The sequence below is a fragment of the Paenibacillus sediminis genome (assembly GCF_017873765.1).
GTDB lineage: Bacteria > Bacillota > Bacilli > Paenibacillales > Paenibacillaceae > Paenibacillus_AG > Paenibacillus_AG sediminis.
In genome coordinates this window covers 503099-520405 of record NZ_JAGGKP010000001.1, presented here as the reverse complement: position 1 = coordinate 520405, position 17307 = coordinate 503099, and the positions used below count along the sequence as shown (strand labels likewise).

General features: G+C 44.2%; 21 protein-coding genes and 1 pseudogene. 8 read left to right on the top strand and 14 right to left on the bottom strand.

The annotated features are described in order from the left end of the window. Positions 1 to 36 precede the first annotated feature (36 nt). Both J2Z20_RS02410 and J2Z20_RS02405 read right to left on the bottom strand, forming a co-directional pair. A complete protein-coding gene (locus J2Z20_RS02410; protein WP_209847199.1) occupies positions 37 to 288 on the bottom strand; it encodes a hypothetical protein in 252 nt (83 codons plus the stop codon). A gap of 126 nt (positions 289 to 414) precedes the next feature. Beyond that, a complete protein-coding gene (locus J2Z20_RS02405; protein WP_209844999.1) occupies positions 415 to 1110 on the bottom strand; it encodes a TerC family protein in 696 nt (231 codons plus the stop codon). Between the two features lie 350 nt (positions 1111 to 1460). Between J2Z20_RS02405 and J2Z20_RS02400 the strand changes: the two genes are divergently transcribed. The 3 genes from J2Z20_RS02400 (at position 1461) to J2Z20_RS02390 (ending at position 3613) form a co-directional block, all read left to right on the top strand. Next, on the top strand, positions 1461 to 2078 hold the full coding sequence (locus J2Z20_RS02400; RefSeq protein ID WP_209844997.1) for a TVP38/TMEM64 family protein: 618 nt from the start codon (positions 1461 to 1463) through the stop codon (positions 2076 to 2078). 84 nt (positions 2079 to 2162) lie between these two features. Then, positions 2163 to 3128: a peptide-methionine (S)-S-oxide reductase MsrA gene (msrA, locus tag J2Z20_RS02395; protein ID WP_209844995.1), complete on the top strand. Its 966-nt coding sequence runs from the start codon at positions 2163 to 2165 to the stop codon at positions 3126 to 3128. A gap of 47 nt (positions 3129 to 3175) precedes the next feature. Continuing rightward, on the top strand, positions 3176 to 3613 hold the full coding sequence (locus J2Z20_RS02390) for a hypothetical protein (RefSeq protein WP_209844993.1): 438 nt from the start codon (positions 3176 to 3178) through the stop codon (positions 3611 to 3613). Positions 3614 to 3684: 71 nt separating this feature from the next. Here J2Z20_RS02390 and J2Z20_RS02385 read toward each other — a convergent pair whose 3' ends face one another. Continuing rightward, positions 3685 to 4326, bottom strand: coding sequence for a YitT family protein (locus tag J2Z20_RS02385; protein ID WP_209844990.1), 642 nt, complete (start codon positions 4324 to 4326; stop codon positions 3685 to 3687). A 359-nt stretch (positions 4327 to 4685) separates the two neighbouring features. Here J2Z20_RS02385 and J2Z20_RS02380 point away from each other — a divergent pair, with 359 nt between their 5' ends. Continuing rightward, on the top strand, positions 4686 to 5951 hold the full coding sequence (locus tag J2Z20_RS02380) for an MDR family MFS transporter (RefSeq protein WP_209844988.1): 1266 nt from the start codon (positions 4686 to 4688) through the stop codon (positions 5949 to 5951). A 1046-nt stretch (positions 5952 to 6997) separates the two neighbouring features. Here the strand turns inward: J2Z20_RS02380 and J2Z20_RS02375 are convergent. The 5 genes and pseudogenes from J2Z20_RS02375 to J2Z20_RS18310 all read right to left on the bottom strand — a co-directional run bounded on the left by J2Z20_RS02375 (position 6998) and on the right by J2Z20_RS18310 (position 9844). Further along, the gene (locus J2Z20_RS02375) at positions 6998 to 7270 is read right to left on the bottom strand and encodes a barstar family protein (protein ID WP_425342819.1); all 273 of its coding nucleotides are present in this window, start codon (positions 7268 to 7270) and stop codon (positions 6998 to 7000) included. A gap of 13 nt (positions 7271 to 7283) precedes the next feature. Further along, a pseudogene (locus tag J2Z20_RS02370) lies at positions 7284 to 7595 on the bottom strand (ribonuclease domain-containing protein); the annotation flags it as partial. Between the two features lie 45 nt (positions 7596 to 7640). Beyond that, a complete protein-coding gene (locus J2Z20_RS02365; protein ID WP_209847194.1) occupies positions 7641 to 8882 on the bottom strand; it encodes an IS110 family RNA-guided transposase in 1242 nt (413 codons plus the stop codon). Positions 8883 to 9048: 166 nt separating this feature from the next. Continuing rightward, positions 9049 to 9546: a recombinase family protein gene (locus tag J2Z20_RS18315; protein WP_415639981.1), complete on the bottom strand. Its 498-nt coding sequence runs from the start codon at positions 9544 to 9546 to the stop codon at positions 9049 to 9051. Next, on the bottom strand, positions 9524 to 9844 hold the full coding sequence (locus J2Z20_RS18310; protein WP_415639982.1) for a recombinase family protein: 321 nt from the start codon (positions 9842 to 9844) through the stop codon (positions 9524 to 9526). Before J2Z20_RS18310 ends, J2Z20_RS18315 begins: the two co-directional genes overlap by 23 nt. Before the next feature lie 173 nt (positions 9845 to 10017). On the opposite strand from J2Z20_RS18310, the gene J2Z20_RS02355 reads away from it, so the two are divergent. Further along, on the top strand, positions 10018 to 10224 hold the full coding sequence (locus J2Z20_RS02355) for a helix-turn-helix domain-containing protein (RefSeq protein ID WP_209844984.1): 207 nt from the start codon (positions 10018 to 10020) through the stop codon (positions 10222 to 10224). Here the strand turns inward: J2Z20_RS02355 and J2Z20_RS02350 are convergent. Further along, positions 10187 to 10663, bottom strand: coding sequence for a hypothetical protein (locus J2Z20_RS02350; protein WP_209844983.1), 477 nt, complete (start codon positions 10661 to 10663; stop codon positions 10187 to 10189). The two genes, J2Z20_RS02355 and J2Z20_RS02350, sit on opposite strands and share 38 nt — an antisense overlap. A 56-nt stretch (positions 10664 to 10719) precedes the next feature. Between J2Z20_RS02350 and J2Z20_RS02345 the strand changes: the two genes are divergently transcribed. After that, positions 10720 to 10929, top strand: coding sequence for a hypothetical protein (locus tag J2Z20_RS02345; RefSeq protein ID WP_209844981.1), 210 nt, complete (start codon positions 10720 to 10722; stop codon positions 10927 to 10929). A 613-nt stretch (positions 10930 to 11542) separates the two neighbouring features. Here J2Z20_RS02345 and J2Z20_RS02340 read toward each other — a convergent pair. Beyond that, positions 11543 to 11947, bottom strand: a complete 405-nt coding sequence (locus J2Z20_RS02340; RefSeq protein ID WP_209844979.1) for a DUF4279 domain-containing protein — start codon at positions 11945 to 11947, stop codon at positions 11543 to 11545. Between the two features lie 11 nt (positions 11948 to 11958). Continuing rightward, positions 11959 to 13053 carry an RHS repeat-associated core domain-containing protein gene (locus tag J2Z20_RS02335; RefSeq protein WP_209844977.1) on the bottom strand — a complete coding sequence of 365 codons (1095 nt, stop codon included), beginning with the start codon at positions 13051 to 13053 and terminating at the stop codon, positions 11959 to 11961. Between the two features lie 268 nt (positions 13054 to 13321). On the opposite strand from J2Z20_RS02335, the gene hmpA reads away from it, so the two are divergent. Continuing rightward, positions 13322 to 14527: an NO-inducible flavohemoprotein gene (gene hmpA / locus J2Z20_RS02330; RefSeq protein ID WP_209844975.1), complete on the top strand. Its 1206-nt coding sequence runs from the start codon at positions 13322 to 13324 to the stop codon at positions 14525 to 14527. Between the two features lie 9 nt (positions 14528 to 14536). Here hmpA and J2Z20_RS02325 read toward each other — a convergent pair whose 3' ends face one another. After that, positions 14537 to 14923: a VOC family protein gene (locus tag J2Z20_RS02325; protein ID WP_245251839.1), complete on the bottom strand. Its 387-nt coding sequence runs from the start codon at positions 14921 to 14923 to the stop codon at positions 14537 to 14539. 6 nt (positions 14924 to 14929) lie between these two features. Further along, entirely contained in the window at positions 14930 to 15433 is a 504-nt protein-coding gene (locus J2Z20_RS02320; protein WP_209844972.1) for a Crp/Fnr family transcriptional regulator, read from the bottom strand. Between the two features lie 165 nt (positions 15434 to 15598). Here J2Z20_RS02320 and J2Z20_RS02315 point away from each other — a divergent pair, with 165 nt between their 5' ends. Next, complete coding sequence (locus J2Z20_RS02315) at positions 15599 to 15988, top strand: YhjD family protein (RefSeq protein WP_209844970.1); 390 nt, start codon at positions 15599 to 15601, stop codon at positions 15986 to 15988. A 138-nt stretch (positions 15989 to 16126) separates the two neighbouring features. On the opposite strand, the gene J2Z20_RS02310 is transcribed toward J2Z20_RS02315, so the two are convergent. Then, positions 16127 to 17128, bottom strand: a complete 1002-nt coding sequence (locus J2Z20_RS02310) for an aldose 1-epimerase (protein WP_209844968.1) — start codon at positions 17126 to 17128, stop codon at positions 16127 to 16129. Positions 17129 to 17307 lie beyond the last annotated feature (179 nt).

Here is a 17307-nt window from a genome sequence, read left to right as displayed (position 1 = left end):
TTGTAGGACAACATCTACAGCGCTTATTTGTGATCGTTATCGCTTGGAAGCTTTTCGGTTAGCAATGACGTTCGTCACTGCAAAAGCAAGATCTTCGTTCCCGAAAATGGACAGCGCGCCAAGCACCGTATCATCTTCAATAGGACCCGCTTCGTCTTTTGGTACAGTCAGCTTCATGACCCCCGCCAGCTTCTCATTTGCACCTTGCTGAGGATAAGCCTCTTTATAGAGCTCATACGGGTCGACGCCTTCATTAATGCACCACTGTGCAAAAATGAGTATCATCATTTCTTCCTGCTCCTGATAACTTTGAATAATTTGTTCTTCGAGCTTTTTCGAATCGTGCAATTCTCTCTTCTCCCCTGCTTCTAATCTGCACTCTATTATATCGTGTATGGAGTTTGGAAGAAAAGTTTACGCATTCACCTCTACTGCACTGTTTTCGCGCTTCGCATCTTTTTTCTTTTTCATCCAAACGCCCGCACCAATGACGATCGCAATCACAATAGCTTCGAACATATATTTAATCCAAGAAATCTCGAACCAATGATGAATGAGCGGTTCTGCTGCAATCATCTTGGAAGCGGTCCATGCAAGAACGCCAGCACCTAGCGTAATAATAATCGGAAAACGTTCGGTTAATTTTACGATCATCGTGCTGCCCCACACCATAATCGGTACTGATACAGCAAGACCAATAATGACAAGCAAGAAATCTCCATGAGCTGCGCCCGCTACAGCGAGCACATTATCAAGTCCCATCATCGCGTCAGCAATAATAATGGTTCGAATCGCCGCCCATAATTGATTACTTGTGGAAATTTCATGATTTTTCTCATCGACAAGCAGCTTATAAGCAATCCAGAGTAACGCCAGACCGCCAATCAATCTTAATCCTGTAATCTGCAGCAGTTCAACGACCAACAATGTAGCGATAACACGAATAATAATAGCGCCAATGGTACCCCAGACGATTACCTTCTTCTGATCTTCCTTGCGTACGTTACGTGCTGCAAGGCCAATGACAATCGCGTTGTCCCCTGCGAGTACCAAGTCGATAATGACGATCGATAAGAGTGCTGTCCAAAATTCCGGTGATAGTAGTTCCATGTTTATCTCCCCTTTTATAAAATATTTTCCCAGTTCGCCGCTAAACAAAAAGCGCCGCTACCGAAATTAGGTAACGACGCGGAAAATGCATCAAAAAAGACCTTTACCCAATTTCAGTATTGAGCAAAGGTCTCGCTAACAACGAATCTGTTGTGAGTAAAGCCGGAGATGATCATCTCGTAATGACGACTTTACTGCTTAAGAGCTACTCCCCTTTGGGAACTATGTATTATTAACCTCATTATAGCATAATTTTCTGGGAAATCACTTCTTTTTTTGCAATTTGCATTCGTTCCCAATATAAGATCCTATGTTAAGATAGTGAAAGTTAGTTGCAGAGAGGGATCACTATGAAAAAAATTTTATTCGTGTTGCTTTATCTTATCGTATTTATTACGGCTATTATGTATAGGGATCACATCTTCATTTGGCTGAAGCACAACGATTCTTTCTTCATCGTCATAGTGCTGGCTGTATTGTTAGCTCTGTTCCCTATTGTGCCTTATAAAATCGTTATCGCTGCTCTAGGGTACACGTTTGGCGCGGTATGGGGCGGATTCATCTGCTGGATGGCTGCGACAGTTGCCTCAGTAGTGATGTATGCCGGTGCCTCGTATGTATTTCGGGAACAGGGCAGACGTTATTTAAGCAAAATAAAAACGCTGGACACATTCACAGCCTATATAGAGAAACGTCCATTTGAAACGATCGTCCTTGTGCGCATCATTCCAATTGTCCCTGCATTAGCAGTCAATGTATATGCCGGAGTTGCTGCCATCCCTTTCTGGACTTATACACTCGCGTCTGGCATTGGTAAAATCCCGGGAATTGCCGTCTATGCCCTAATGGGTGAAACACTCAAACATAAGCCTCTATCTGCACTTATCATTTGGCTCATTTATTTGCTGTTTGTCATCGTTGTGCTTTATGCGTACAAGCTGCTTGCTAGACATCATAAGGAAATTTAGGCTGTCCTTGGTTCTACTAAGGCGATCGATTATAATATAAAGATACACAGAACATTTTTTCTCTACCTGAAACGGAGTGATTATATGAATAGCACACAATCATCATACGAAAAAGCTACTTTTGCCGGCGGATGCTTCTGGTGCATGGTGTCGCCTTTCGAGGATTTGCCTGGTGTCATTAAAATTGTCTCAGGCTATACAGGCGGTCATACAGAAAACCCAACATACGAAGAAGTATGCTCCGAAACAACAGGACATGTCGAGGCGGTACAAATTACGTATGACCCGAACATTTTCCCATATGAGAAATTACTTGAATTATTTTGGCAGCAAATTGACCCAACGGATTCGGGCGGACAATTCCATGACCGCGGCTCATCGTATCAAACGGCTATTTTCTATCATAACGAAGAGCAGCGTCTAAAGGCCGAGGCTTCCAAACAAGCTCTTGAGCAAAGCGGCCGCTTCGATAAGCCTATCGTGACGCCGATTCTCCCTGCCAAGACATTCTATGAAGCAGAAGAATATCATCAAAATTATCATAAAAAAAATCCGGCTCATTACAAACGGTACAGCATTGGATCAGGCCGAGTTGATTTTATCGAACGACACTGGTCCAAACCGATCGATAAAGAAGCACTCAAAAGCAAGCTTACACCGCTTCAATATGCAGTCACCCAAAACAATGGGACAGAACGTCCATTTGAAAATGAATTCTGGAATCACCATGGGGAAGGCATCTACGTCGACATCGTCTCGGGTGAGCCGCTGTTCAGCTCTCTTGACAAATTCGACTCTGACTGCGGATGGCCTAGCTTCACGAAGCCAATTCGTAAATATCATATTAAAGAGAAGCTCGATCTCAGCCATATGATGGTTCGTACAGAGGTGCGTAGCAGGTTCGGCGATTCTCATCTCGGCCATGTGTTTAATGACGGCCCTGGACCAGATGGTCTGCGCTATTGCATCAACTCCGCGGCTCTCCGCTTCATTCCAAAAGAAGATTTGGAGAAGGAAGGCTACGGTGAATATCGAGTATTGTTTGAGTAAATTTAGATACGCTCTTTGCACGCCATGTGCGAAGAGCTTTTTTTGTCTTGCTTAAGAATCCACTCTTACCTGTATGGCCTGGAATAGAAGGGGGCAGTTCTGAAGTCAAGGATGAAGACAAAAACGAAGCTAAGGATGTGGATAAACCCGGGGAAAAAACTCTGGATGATGCGAAGGCTAAAGCTAAACCAAAAATTCAAACCAAAGACGAAGTTAAAGACGACGCCAAACCAATGAAAGTTCCGCTTATTGCAAGCATCAGCTTCTTCAATGCACTTGGAGATCCGATTGGCTATATTACCCAAATCATCGTAGATCCTTTTAACATAGGGACGAAGTATGAGACCTTCAAAGTATTGGTAGAGCCTCCTGATAAGGCTGAGACCGCAAAGTTAACTTTATCCATACCTCCTTCAGACGAGGGCGAGAACAGTTATATTGTTGATGATGTTACATTTGGTCATGTTCCCGATGCGTTTGATTAAATCATGCAACTACAGTATGCATAGACACAAAAACCGTTTGGACCTTTCATAAGATCCAAACGGTTTTTAAATTAATGATGGACTGTTTTCGGTACAAGTACGGTATCTTGAACTCCATATCTTGCTGTCATTGTAATCATTTTACCTGCAATAAGCACAGATAAAATCGTGTACAGCGTCTCCTTAAGAGGCAAGTAAAACAAAGACAGTACGAGTACAATGGCATCCATGAGAATAAATACGGTCCCAAGCTTCATACCTGTCGCTCTGCTCACCAAGAGGGATAAAATATCATCTCCCCCTGTTGCACCGCCAAACCGGAGTACAATACCTGCTCCGAAGCCTGTGAATACGCCTGACAAAATAGCAGCGGGCAACAATACATGGTGAAAATCTAACGTGAGCGGTGAAAAGCGTTCGAAAATTTCATAAAACAGAGAAAATGAGATCGACGCCACAATTGTGTTAATAATAAATTTGCGGCCTTTTACATACATCGCAATAATCAGCACTGGAATGTCCAGCAAGACCATCGTGAGCGCCGGAGGCAGATTAAACGTATACTTCGCTAGAAGCGCAAGGCCTACAAATCCTCCTTCAGACAAATGGTTTTGAAAATTAATGTGATAATACGTAAAAGCAAGTACAAATGTACCAAATAACATCATCGCCATCTGCTGAAGCATGTTCATCCATTGGTGTCTTTTCCTCATACAAATCCCTCTAATCGTAGTTTGTTAGCACGAAGCCAACCTTCCACGAAGAGGAACCGCTGAGGACTTCATCCTTCGCATTAGGCTCCCCTTCTTTCGCAGAGATTGTCTTCAACCTTCGGCCCGACAAACTGCGAAAGAAGCTATGTGTAAGAGAGATCACAACGTTTCCAAATCGTCCTTTGAGGAATTGTCCTTCGGGAACTCATGGTATCCTGATCCTTTCTTTATTTGATTACTTATATTATACCACATTTGCGGGATGAACGGCAGGCGGGCGATGTGGGATATTTAAATGTCTTTTGTATGTGGAAAATATTGTGTATAATGAGACAAATTCATCTAAGGGGAAGTTTTTCATGAAAAACAGCAAGTTAAGCACAGGACTCATTTCCTTCGCCAAATCGTATCATCCAATCGTCCATTCTCTGCTGCTCGGAACAATCCTTGCGAGATGTGCCGCCTCCATGAGCATGCCCTTTCTCGCTATTTATTTAACGAAGCACACGGATATGAGCGCTGTAATGATCGGTCTTGTGATCGGCGCGGGTTCTCTGGCGGGAACTATAGGAGGCTTTATCGGCGGCGCACTGTCGGACCAGTTCGGCCGAAGGAATATTCTTCTAAGCGCACTGTTTGGCTGGGGGTTCGTGTTCCTCGGCTTTGCGATGGTTCAAAACGCACTGCTTTTCTTTCTGCTCAGTCTGCTTAATGGACTTTGCCGATCATTCTATGAGCCTGTCTCACAAGCGTTGATGGCGGATTTAACGGAGAAAGAGAGACGTTTTAAAGTGTTCTCCTTAAGATATTTAGCCATTAACATTGGCGTATCGGTAGGCCCGCTTCTGGGTGCTTTATTCGCTGCCTTCAACAGCACGCTGCCTTTTATCATTACCGGCTGCGTGTATTTATTCTATGCATGTTCGCTGTATCTGCTCTTGAACAAATTCGGCATTAAAAGAATTGATGGAGAGCAGAAAGGCAGAACGACTTTCTTGTCTGCATGGAACATAGTGAAAAGTGATCTTATACTTAGATACTACTTACTAGGCGGCATCGTTACAGCGATTGGCTACTCCCAAATGACAGTGACGCTGTCTCAATATGTAGAAGGCAAATTTGCCGATGGAGTTGCTTTGTTCGCCGTCATGATGAGCATAAATGCGATCACCGTTGTCGCTTTGCAAGTTCCTTTTACGAAATGGGCCAGCCAGTACTCGCCGATCACTGTGTTAACGGCAGGTGTATTTTGCTATGCTGCAGGCAATGTTGGTTTCGGATTTTCTGACAGCTGGATGACCTTCATCATTTCGATGATCATATTTACCTTTGGTGAGATGCTGTGCTTCCCTTCCGGTAATCTGCTCGTCGACCGGATTGCTCCTGACGGAATGCGAGGAACCTATTACGGGGCTCAGTCCTTCAGCAGCTTAGGTCAATTCATCGGACCTTGGATTGGCGGAATTCTGCTCAGTCATTACAGCGGAAGAGTGCTGTTCATTACGATGTCAGTAGTAGCAATAAGCGCGGTTGCCTTTTACAGGTTAGGAGAATCGGCACGCATCGCTAAAGAGAAGAATGCAGCTGTACATGGTATCTCTGATAATGTGAATAAGTCTATGTAATGAGTGACTTCAAGTCTTTGCTGCATAGTTCGCTCCACCTTGATTTACCATCATATGTCTCAGCGTGAATTGGCAAGATTAACATGACTACGACCAAATACCTGCCGCTGATTACGGCTTATAGAGTCACGCTATCGTGTCTACACCCATTTCTTATTCACTGTATGGAAACACCTGTAAAGCCATAAAGAGTTATCCGCCGTCTTTACCCCCTCCAAGAATCAAGAATCTCCCTGAACGTGCAGACCGCCGCTCGGCGTGTCTGCTGTTTTTTATTCAAATGATTCTTCTCATCTGTCCAAATCGCGGACAATTTGTCTACAACGGCTGTTTTATGTCCTCAACACACTGTCTGACGGCTATTATGACAGAGAGTCTGTTGAAATAACAGGCAAGCCATTATTGACCGTTCATATCGAGCAGAATTTTCTGTACCAACTCCGATTTCAGGAATTGAGCATAGCTGTCCAGTATTTCCTCTCGGCAAACTTATCCGTCGGGAAGCGTCGTTCATTTAGCCGTTGCAACCGGGCGGTAAACGCCTTGTATTCATCACGCTTTACCATCCCTTGAAGCCACAGTGTCAATTCTCGCTCATTTACTTGCTTCCGTACACCACCGATAAACTCATGAGTCTTCTCGCTCATCAGCAAATACGGATGGAAATGCAGATAATTCGGCAAGTAGTACGTATTGTTCTTTCGGTGTTGCGAAAATCTTCTGTCCCCCCTGTCGGGGCGGCGTATTTTACAGTTGCATATGATTTTGAAAACCCTGTGAGAAAATAAAGACAACAAAAAACAGGTCAATCATGGTGGTATCTGACCATAATCGACCTGTTCTATGTAACGGAATAGCGGTATTTAGGTTATAAAATTAAAGCATTTGATGTGCGTACAAACACAATGATGAAAGGAAAATTTCATATGGGTATTACATGGGTTATATGTGTTATTGGTTGAATGATGGGTTCATTCGGTACTGGGTAGCCCCCCTCGCCAAGAAAGAAACCTTGAAAGGCATGAAGCCAATCAAGGTTCATAGAATCATAAAATTACTTCAAATGTAAAACCTTCTAACTCATCTTCAGCATCACGAAACAACTCTAGAAATTCTTCAGCAGAACTACCAAGTATCCTCTTACTCTCTTGGAAATGTAACCATGAAATTTTCAACGGCATGTCCACCCAAGCAGTTAGACAATCCCATAGAGCATTGAGATTTTCACCGTAATATTCAGGGAGTTGCAGTTTTTCCTTCAACAACTTGTGCAGTTGCTCGATGCTGTTTATTTCCATCCCGTCCAACGTTAGCTCCAAAAGAATCACCGCCTTATTTGATTTGAGTAAACGTTTTGTAATGGTCAGAGGTTTGATAAATCAAGCCATCATTCGAATAGATAATACGCTCACTTCCACGGAAACCAGGGCTATAATTAACATCTGCTTCGTACCAAACCCTTCCAGGTGCATTAGGTAAGGGATTTCCCCTGTTATTAAATTCATCCCCGCCTATGCTCTTTCCGGGTGCAACATCGTTAAGATTTCCCTTTTTTGCGTCCCAACCAAGTGCTTCTGCTTCTTTTTTGGTAATAAAGTTATCGGGCAATTCCCCGTTCTTGCTAACGTAACCCGCAACATCATCAACAGAAGTTAGAGCTTTACCCGCACCCTATGTTGTAATCTTAAACTAGGTTACAAAAAAGGCGACAACCGTTTTACCAATTGTCACCATTATATCAGCTTGCTTGACGTTCCGTTGATACTCCGTCTTGTTCTTCATCATGCTATAGATGATGTTCACAAGCCTTCTCATGACGCATATGAGGGCTTGTTTCTTCGTCTTGCCTTCTACTAACTTCCGTTGGTAGAACTCATACATAAGCGGATTACGCAGCTTCTTATTGCTTCCCTTAGCGACTTGGATTTGCTGTACCGCTAGGTTATGGAAGATGCAGTTCAACACTCGATTGCCCTGTCCACTTGCTTCATGCTTACCCTTGCCGCCCGAACCGAAAAACTTCGGAGCGATTCCTGCAAAGCAAGCTAGCTTGTCAGCATTGGCGAAACGGTTAATATCTCCGATTTCTGCAATGAGTTCCGCCGCAGTTACGGTGCTGATACCGTCCATAGACTCTAGCTTGTAGTCAGTCATGGCTAGCAAATGTCGAAGCTGTTCTTCAATCTCCTTGATAAGTTCCCGACTTCTCCGCATGTCGTGAACCATATTAACGACTAGGAAGTCTCGTTGCTCTTGGAGATTACGCTTGGTTGCTCCATCTTCCTTCACCAGTTCAAGAATTGCCGTTGCCTTACGGGTAGAGCAAGTATTGTGGCTTGCTTTGCGAAGGGATTCGGCTAGTTCCTCCGCCCCCACCGATGCAAGATGATGCGGAGCGGGGTACTTCTCCCAAAAGGCTAGAGCAGCCTTCCCGTCTATGTCACAGAAAAACTTCTTATACGAAGGATAATGATAGCTTAATTGCTGATGAAGCTGATTCTTGAGCATGGCGGCATGTTTGACGATAGAGTTACGTCTTGCCACCACTTGTCCAAGCGTCCAGTAAATGTCCTGCGGATTTGCATCGGGAAGTTCATTGAGCCTTGCAAGCAATACTTTGGCAATGCAGAATGCATCCCAACTGTCGCTCTTAAGCGTAGTCGCATTGCTCATACGTTCACTGTAAGATAGGGCAGAGTTGACTTCCTTGACGATTTGCTTGTTCTCGACAAGGTGAACGGCAATTGACCTGCCGTTGCCGCCCGTATCTTCCAAGCCATAGACAGGGGTCAAGCCTTTTGGCGTATGCTTCTTGACGAACTTCATCAGTTCATCGAACGCAGACGGTTTATTCTCAATTTGGATTTCACCTAGCCGCTCATTCCAACAGTTAATGATGACTGCGGTATGCTGAGCCTTATGTAGATCCATTCCGACATAGATGTATGTTTGCTTGTAGTGCTGTGACAAAAGGATTCACCCCTGTGTACGGATTTGTAAGTTAGCTTGACGGTAAGTAAAGAATGGGTGCAACCTCAGTTCGAGCGTTAACCTTACGGTTCGCAATGGTGCGCAAGCATCTCCATTCAGTTCTCCGTCAAAGGATGGCTTGATGTAAGCCCTCCGCTTCTATATCTCCATAGCGGTATGTACCGCTATAAAAATCACGTCTGTCTAAGATTCGTTTGACTTGCACTTTCGTAAACATGCTGCCTTGCTGTGTCGTAAAACCTTCTTCGTTCAGGGATTCAGCAATTTGCGTTAGTGTCCATGAAGGATGCTGTTCCTTAAGCTGAAATACTCTGCGGACGGTCTTGGCTTGCTTCTCGTCCACTTGGATACACTTCTGACCTTTATTTGCCTTGTAACCGAAGGTGGCTCGTCCTCCTGCATAGCCGCCCTGCTGAGCCTTCTTGCTTCGCCCCCGACCTAGCTTAAGGGCGATTTCGAGCCGTTGGTATTGGTCAAGCAGTTCCATCAGCCCGTTGATTAGAAAATCATTCGGGTCTTTCTTGTGGATGCTGTAGGTCGGTTGTTCAATGCTTCGAACGTCCACTCCATGCTTCTTAAACTCACGATGTACCAACACTTTCACGATGTACCAACACTTTCACGATGTCAGAACGCCATATACGGCTTGTGTTGAGTACGACAACAGCATCAATGGATTGAGTGGATAGAGCAACCAACATGCTCTGAAAGCCAATTCTGTCGACTTCAAGGGCTTCTTCGTCAACCTTCGCCCCACTGATGCCTTCGTCGCTATATGTGTGAATCAGATTCCATCCTTGCTCCTGACAATAAGAGCGGATTTCATCTTGTTGGTACGCTAAACTGTAACCGTCTTTAGCTTGTCCTTGCGTTGATACTCTGACGTAACCGATGACATTCACGCTGTTTCCTCCCCCGCCGTTACAGAAATTCAGATTATTGTAACGCTTCGCCGATACAACAACATTATATATCGCATTACCGTTGCAGTAAATACGGTTACGATGTTATATTCTAAGAAATACTTAGTCTATTGTCGTAACGGCAATGCGATACATTAGTGGAGTGAAAGTAAATGCCTATTCGGGTACGGCTTCAAGCTATACTGGATGAACGGGGAATGTCTCAACGTGAATTGGCTCGTTTGATAAATGTCCGCCCAAATACAATAAGCCATCTCTGCTCCGACAAAGTAAACTCGGCTTACTTCGATACGTTGGAGCAGATTTGCAAAACGCTCAATATCAGCCTGAACGAACTCCTTGTACTGGAAGATGACTAAACTTGCCGCATACCAATTCACATGGAATGGTCATTAATTCTGACCAGTGTTTTGCCGCAAGAGCATCGAAGTCAACTGGTTGCTGCATTACCATCAGTTCTCTTATCGACGCTCGATGATGCTTACTCAGTTCATCGGGTGTCATTAAACCATGCTGTAATGCGAGTATCATGGCTCGTTTCTCCGCCCGAACGGGTTGCAAGTCAGAAATGATGGTACAAGTGTAGAAGTCATTGAACTTGGGCGGGTACTGGATAATATTCGTTAGCGGAATCTTCTCAGCAGGTCTATAAACTAGTTCCACTCTAGTGCATTCTCCCGCTTCCTCAATAATCCCCTTGCTCACACGCTCTGCCATCTTGTCATAAGTTCGACAGAACGCATTATTTTTGCTTTCGTCTTTCCGCCCGAAGTATCGACTTCCCTCATAGATGTTCATGTTCCGCCCCGTATTAGATGCAAGGAATACATGGCTCATGGGAACAGGAAAATCAAATGCCAACTCAGAGCGGGAGAAGAAAACCTGCTGCGAATGGGATTGTAGAGCATCTAGCAGGCGTTGAAACTTTTTCAGGTGGTCAGGATGCGTTTCGATTTGAAGCGTGTACTTCTTTGCCTTCTTCTGATACCAAGGTTGATACCGCAAGTAAAGATAAGCATCGTCATGGACGAGATGCCAGTGATATACGTACCCTCTATGCTTGATGGAGGGTTTGATATCAAACCAATCCCGAAACGACAATGCTATTCGATTGTAGAAATCCACTGTTACTCCATGATACTGAACAGAAATCTTATCGACGGAAAGTTGTACGTTATTCATGCGTTCCCCCACTGGCAAAACTTTTGACGGATTTGCCGCTTGTATTATAGGAATGAGGGAGTCGGTGGCTAGCCTTTACACATGACCTTCCCGTTAGAGAATGTTCAGTTACGTCCTGACAGTATAATTGTCGGGCTATCCCTCCAATTAGTTGCGATAACTTATCGATGGATTGCCTTCTCAGTGTCTATATCGAGATATGGTATTGTTCTGTTGCGATGAATTTCGAAAAAAACCGCAGAAAACGAAGATAACTAAATACAGGTCATTCATGGTGGTAACTGACCATAATCGACCCGTTTGATGTATCGGCATAGCGTTATTTAGGTTATAAAAGTAAAGCATTGACGTGCGTACAACTATTTCGAGAAACCTTCATACGAGTATTACATGGGTTAGATGTGTTATTGGTTGAATGATGAGTTCATTCGTCACCCACCCCCGCCAAAAAAAGACCTTGAGAGGCATGAAGCCAATCAAGGTCAATTCTGTGATTTAAGAGTAAATATAGAGATCAATATCGACCTCAGCACCTATTTGATGAATAAAACTAATTGTTTCTTTATTGAAATTCATTGCTGGTTTTTGGTTTTCCTCAATGTTTATTACAATTGAAACGAGTATCTCAAGATTATGTGCCTTTATTAATTCGATCAATTTCTCAGATTCCCCTTGAAATCGTTCAATAATTACGCTCAATTGATCATTTATGTCGAGTGACTCTTGATACCCCGTACTAAACCTCCAGCATGTTTTATTGCGTACTGTAGATTTACCCTCGACGCTATCCCCTTTTTGCCAAGACATATGAGGTTGAATATTAAGCTGATCTGTAATAATTTGTGGATTGAAATTATCACCGTAAATATCGAGTTTGACCATAACTCTTGTTTTTTCCATCCCTCTCACCCTTACTTCTTAATATATTCTCCCGTAGGAATACCTTCGCCTTTTCCACCTTTAGCGTATACCCATAACTGCCCCGTATCCTTATCGACATAAATATCATACTTAGATATGCTGCCGCCAACTACATCGTCCTTTATTTGATGGGCATCCAATCCATTTTTCTTTAGTAACTTATCATCCGCCATTTTAATATTTTTAGGAACGTATTTTTCTGCTGCACCAACAGTATTAGGACCGAACGTACCTTTTCCTGCATCTTTTCCCGCACCCTCAACAGCAATTTTTTTACTTGGTTTCCCGCTACCCAAGCCTTTGATAATTGGTTTCCCGCTACCTAATTCGCCTGCCATTCCCATAGCAAATGCCGCTTCATACTCTACCCTTTTGGATTCATAAAACGCACTTATTAACTGTTCTCTAGCCCAATCTGATTTCCCGGCACTATTCGTGTAGGCACTTGTTCCCGTTAACAGGCCAAACAAGTAATTATACTGGTTTGTGTCCATGGAAGACGCGAAGTCGTAGCGATTCCATATGAAATCTTTGTATTGCTGTAAATATTTCGTTTTGTTAACATTTGTTTTATCTATTGCATCTTCTAGTAAATTTCTTAGTTGCTGGACATCATACGGTTCTGGTGCTTTTCTATGACCGCTCGAGCTAGCCAAACTACAATTCTTATTATTTCCATTGTTATTTGATGAACTGGAATTCACCGTAACCTTCTTTACTACAGGTTTTTCAGGTGTCGCCGTATACGTATCTGGTTTTGGAAATATTTTATTATTTGAACCTGAGCGCAGATCATTCGGTGAACCCGATCCAGTTTCATTATGACCGGAAGGATCAATCAAGTTCACTGGGTTATTCTTAACATACGTATACAGATTCAATCCTGCATTACGGTAAGTATCTTCTTGTGTGAAGCGCCCAGTATCTGGTGCATAATATCTTGCGCGTAAGTAGTATTTATCTGTAATTTTATCCAGCTGCTCCCCTGCGTACATAAAGCGGTTGTGAACAAGCTCCTTGCTCTGCATGGTGTTACCAAAAGCATCGTAAGTATACGTATTTACTAATTTACCTATTATGGCCATTTCGATCTTTCATACGGATTACTTGGCCTAGAGCATCCGTCTGCCTTTATTCCAGCCTCTTAAGACCAATTTAAACAAGGGTAAAGAGTTGAAGGGATACACTATTTTTTTGTTGTAATCAGTGATACTTCTATTTGCAACCTTTGTTCACATATTGTCAATTTTCAGTGTGACTGGAATCACAATTCATCGTATCTGTCCTCTCTATACTGAAAGAGACGAAGGAACCCAAAGTTAAACCTTCAATATTCAGAAAAGAGGGATACTCATGCTAGATTCCAAAACGATTGAGATTGTAAAATCAACTGTTCCCGTGCTGCAAACGCATGGAGTTGCGATTACGAATGCGTTTTATCAAAATTTATTTACGAACCACCCTGAACTGCTCAATATATTTAATCATGCCAATCAGCGTCAAGGTAAACAGCCTACCGCTTTAGCAAACGCCGTTCTAGCGGCTGCTGCAAACATTGATCGCTTGGAAGAAATTATACCGGTTGTTGTCCAAATCGGCAATAAACACCGGGCACTGAACGTGCTACCTGAGCATTATCCTATTGTTGGCGAGACGCTTCTCGGGGCAATAAAAGAAGTGCTTGGAGATGCTGCCACAGATGACATTATAGATGCTTGGGCGAAAGCCTATGGGGTGATTGCGGATGCGTTTATCGGGGTTGAAGCGAAGATGTATGATGAAGCAGCGAACCAGCCTGGCGGCTGGAGCGGATTCCGCCGTTTCGTTGTCGACCGTAAAGAACGCGAAAGCGACGTCATTACATCGTTCTATCTTGTCCCAGAAGACGGCGCTCCTATCGCTTCTTATGAACCCGGTCAATATATTACCGTTCGTGTGAAACCTGAAGGTCAGGAGTACGAACATATTCGCCACTATACGCTGTCGTCGGCTCCGGGGCAACCTTATTACCGAATTACGGTGAAGCGCGAAGATGCAACAGATCATAAACCTGCAGGGATTGTGTCTACCTACCTGCATAATGCAGCCCATGTCGGCAGCATTATCGAGCTGAGCGCTCCAGCAGGCGTATTCACACTGGATCAAAGCAAAGAAACACCACTTGTACTGCTTAGCGGCGGCGTTGGTTTAACACCAATGGTGAGCATGCTGGAAACGGTGCTGAACAATCATCCTAGCCGCAAAGTATCTTACGTGCATGCTGCCATTAACGGAAACGTTCATGCAATGAAAGATTATATTGCTTCCTTGGAAAATGCTCATCCGCAAATGAAATCGTATGTCTGCTACGAATCACCCGCTCCAGGTGACACCTGCGATAAAACCGGCTACATTGATTTGCCATGGCTGCAGCAAATTGTCGACAAGAACTCCGACTTCTACCTGTGCGGACCGATACCATTTATGCGCGCTATGTATCAAGCGCTTAGAAGCTGGGACGTTCCTGCCGATTCGATTCACTATGAAGTGTTCGGCCCTGCTGCCAGCCTGGAAAATTAACGAAACAAGTTACTCCGGTGCAACGAGTTCGACTTTAATGCGATCCGGATCTTCAAAGTAAACAGCATAATGATTTGAACCGCCAGCCAAGGGATGTCTGTCTGCATACAGGATAGATATCCCTTTTTCTTGCAGCTTGTCTATAATCGTATCGATCTGCTCACGCGAAGCGGCATGAAAAGCTAAATGATTAAGTCCTGTACGCTTCCGGTGAAAAGGAATATCCAGATATCGCCGCTCAGTCTGTACGAAGACTAAATACGTCGCCCCATACTTCCAGCTAATCCCCTGCTCCCACTTCTGATACTGCTCATAGCCTAGCTCCGTTAGCAGCCATCCCCAGAACGCCGTGCTCCGATGTAAATCAGAAACGTAAATCTCTACATGATGCAGCAATGAAATTCACTCCTTCCGCTGATGAAGCAGTCTGTTAATCGTTTCGCGGCGCACGCCAATCAGCTGACCGATTTCTTCCTGCGTCAAATAATCGGTAAGCGGCACGCCGTGCGCGTATTCACTCAGCCACTTGGTCAGCAGCTCAAGCCGCTCTGCAGGCGTACCTACCGTAAGATGATCGAGTCTTTGCTGCATGAAGCGCACCTTCTCTTGAAGAAGCAATGCTACTTCGAGCGGCTTCTCTGGGTTCTCCCGCAGCTCGCGATACCAATCTTGCGCCGGGATCAACTCCACCTCGCTCTGCATAAGCGCTGTTGCCGTTCCGTGCGTTTCTTTTGGCGTAATGAGCGAATGATGCGGCACCGTTTCTCCCGGATACAAAATGTTAAACAGCACCATATTTCCGTTCTTGTGCAGCCTGGTCACTTTAAACAAACCGCTTTTGATATGATACAAAAATGGCCTTTCATCTCCTTGATGAAACAATACTTCGCCTTTATGTAAAATCAATGCTTCTCTCTCCTTTTGCTGCCGCTACATACCGATGCTTCGGTTCATTATATCAAAAGTTTTCTTGAAATTCCCGCTTGTGGACACGCATCGTTTTCTTATATGATGAGTATGATAAGAACAGATGTTCTGTATTTTATTTTTCCCCTGAGGAAGTGTCTTTTCATGAAAAGTAATTCGCCATCGATTCCCAGACCATCTGAGGAAGACTCGCAGCTTGTTAAAGACTACCTCCTTCATACAATTATTTTGGATGTGCTTGAACGGGATATTCACACGCTTCACAGCTTGGCGCTCAAAATGCCGGATTTATACATCCGCAGCTTGCGCCGTATTCAAAATGAAGTCACCTTACGGCTCACCGACGTTCGCAAATTGATGCGCTTAAAAGGAATTAAAGTATATGAGGAGGTACGCACCAAGACAGGCATAGAGGCATCTTATTTATGCCGTGGCTATCACCTCCGCTTTACGATGATGTGGTCTTTCATTAAAGCCGAAGTGCAAAGCGAGCTTAGCCGTTATTTAGGTATTCAGCTTACAGAAGACAACTGACGAAGGACCTGTCGTAAATAGAAACTCATGAATAAAAAACCACCTCTTACCTGAACTGCACCTCCAACTGTTAGTTGTGTCTAACAATTGGGGTCACTTCATTACCCGTAATCAAGAGGCGGTTCATGGTTTAGCTTTTTATCGATGTAAAATATAAAGCCGGCTCGTTTCTTCCCAAATTTCACCTGGTTCAAGAGCGATCAGGCCGATTTCCTCGGCAGGAAGATTCACGTTTGGCGCGTTCACCAAATTAATTTGCGGTTCTGGGCAAATATAGCCTTCCCTGCCAAAATTGTTCCAGACCATCCAGTGCTTATAAGCTGTACCGACATCATACACAAGTGTAACGTCGTTGGCCGTGTCTGTCAGCTCCATTCGGTTACGTCCGTTTTGCGGCTCTGACGTATAGTGATTGTCCATCTCCGCAAAGAAAGGATATACGCCTTCGTTCTTCATTTGCACTTCTTCCGCTGTCAGCGGCTGGAATTTGCCAGTGGGCAGCTGTCTGCTGCTTAGCTCTCTACGCTCCCCAATCGTCAGCTTCAAGCGGTAGTTCTGCGCAGTACTTCCTGGCACGAAGGGTACATTTATCGTTGTATGGAACCCGAGCAGATTAGGCATGCTGTCCTGTCCATCATTTTGCACGGTAACTTGTTGCTGCAGTCCTAAGCTGCTCAATGTGTAGCGAATCCGTAGCGTAAATGAATGCGGAAAATGATCGTAAACGGAATGACCTTCGGCCACTTTAACCGAAATTGTTACGCTGCTCTCCCATTCACTTGCCTCATAGTGTTCAACCGTCCACGGCACTGCGTGCAGAAAACCGTGCAAGTGGTTGCCCGTCGCTGGTTCATTGACAGGGAGCTGATACACTTTGCCATTCCACGCAAGTTTGCCATCCTCATAACGGTTTGGCGGAAACAATACCGGAATCCCGTATTCAAACGGGTTTTGCTTGAAATCATTCATGTTCTCTTCTGCAGGTTCGCGCAACAATGAATATTGACTCACTGTATCGCGAAAGGCTATTAAATTCCCACCGAGTTCTGGAAGCAGGACAGCTTCGTAGCGGTCATATTTAAGCCATACCGCTCGTTCGCCCTTATACTTCTCTTCATAAGCTGCATACTTTATTGTCATCGTTCTATTCTCCTCCGATTACACACAAATACCTCGTCCTAAATATACCACTTTCCAGCCGCATGCATGTACCGCCCTGTCATATAAAATTTTGGCGGTCGATCCGCCCATTTCATTCATTAGAGTTCGCTATTTTACCATCCTGTTAAAAAGTCCCGCTTGAAATACGAATGTTTGTT

What these genes read in the sequence shown, in the direction of transcription:
- J2Z20_RS02340 (WP_209844979.1), bottom strand. Translation starts at nt 11,947, where the DNA reads ATGGAAAAAACAAGAGTTATGGTCAAACTCGATATTTACGGTGATAAT.
- J2Z20_RS02355 (WP_209844984.1), top strand. Translation starts at nt 10,018, where the DNA reads ATGCCTATTCGGGTACGGCTTCAAGCTATACTGGATGAACGGGGAATG.
- J2Z20_RS02400 (WP_209844997.1), top strand. Translation starts at nt 1,461, where the DNA reads ATGAAAAAAATTTTATTCGTGTTGCTTTATCTTATCGTATTTATTACG.
- hmpA (WP_209844975.1), top strand. Translation starts at nt 13,322, where the DNA reads ATGCTAGATTCCAAAACGATTGAGATTGTAAAATCAACTGTTCCCGTG.
- J2Z20_RS02365 (WP_209847194.1), bottom strand. Translation starts at nt 8,882, where the DNA reads ATGGATCTACATAAGGCTCAGCATACCGCAGTCATCATTAACTGTTGG.
- J2Z20_RS02385 (WP_209844990.1), bottom strand. Translation starts at nt 4,326, where the DNA reads ATGAGGAAAAGACACCAATGGATGAACATGCTTCAGCAGATGGCGATG.
- J2Z20_RS02335 (WP_209844977.1), bottom strand. Translation starts at nt 13,053, where the DNA reads ATGGCCATAATAGGTAAATTAGTAAATACGTATACTTACGATGCTTTT.
- J2Z20_RS02405 (WP_209844999.1), bottom strand. Translation starts at nt 1,110, where the DNA reads ATGGAACTACTATCACCGGAATTTTGGACAGCACTCTTATCGATCGTC.
- msrA (WP_209844995.1), top strand. Translation starts at nt 2,163, where the DNA reads ATGAATAGCACACAATCATCATACGAAAAAGCTACTTTTGCCGGCGGA.
- J2Z20_RS02315 (WP_209844970.1), top strand. Translation starts at nt 15,599, where the DNA reads ATGAAAAGTAATTCGCCATCGATTCCCAGACCATCTGAGGAAGACTCG.
- J2Z20_RS02410 (WP_209847199.1), bottom strand. Translation starts at nt 288, where the DNA reads ATGATGATACTCATTTTTGCACAGTGGTGCATTAATGAAGGCGTCGAC.
- J2Z20_RS02345 (WP_209844981.1), top strand. Translation starts at nt 10,720, where the DNA reads ATGCCAACTCAGAGCGGGAGAAGAAAACCTGCTGCGAATGGGATTGTA.
- J2Z20_RS02310 (WP_209844968.1), bottom strand. Translation starts at nt 17,128, where the DNA reads ATGACAATAAAGTATGCAGCTTATGAAGAGAAGTATAAGGGCGAACGA.
- J2Z20_RS02380 (WP_209844988.1), top strand. Translation starts at nt 4,686, where the DNA reads ATGAAAAACAGCAAGTTAAGCACAGGACTCATTTCCTTCGCCAAATCG.
- J2Z20_RS02350 (WP_209844983.1), bottom strand. Translation starts at nt 10,663, where the DNA reads ATGAACATCTATGAGGGAAGTCGATACTTCGGGCGGAAAGACGAAAGC.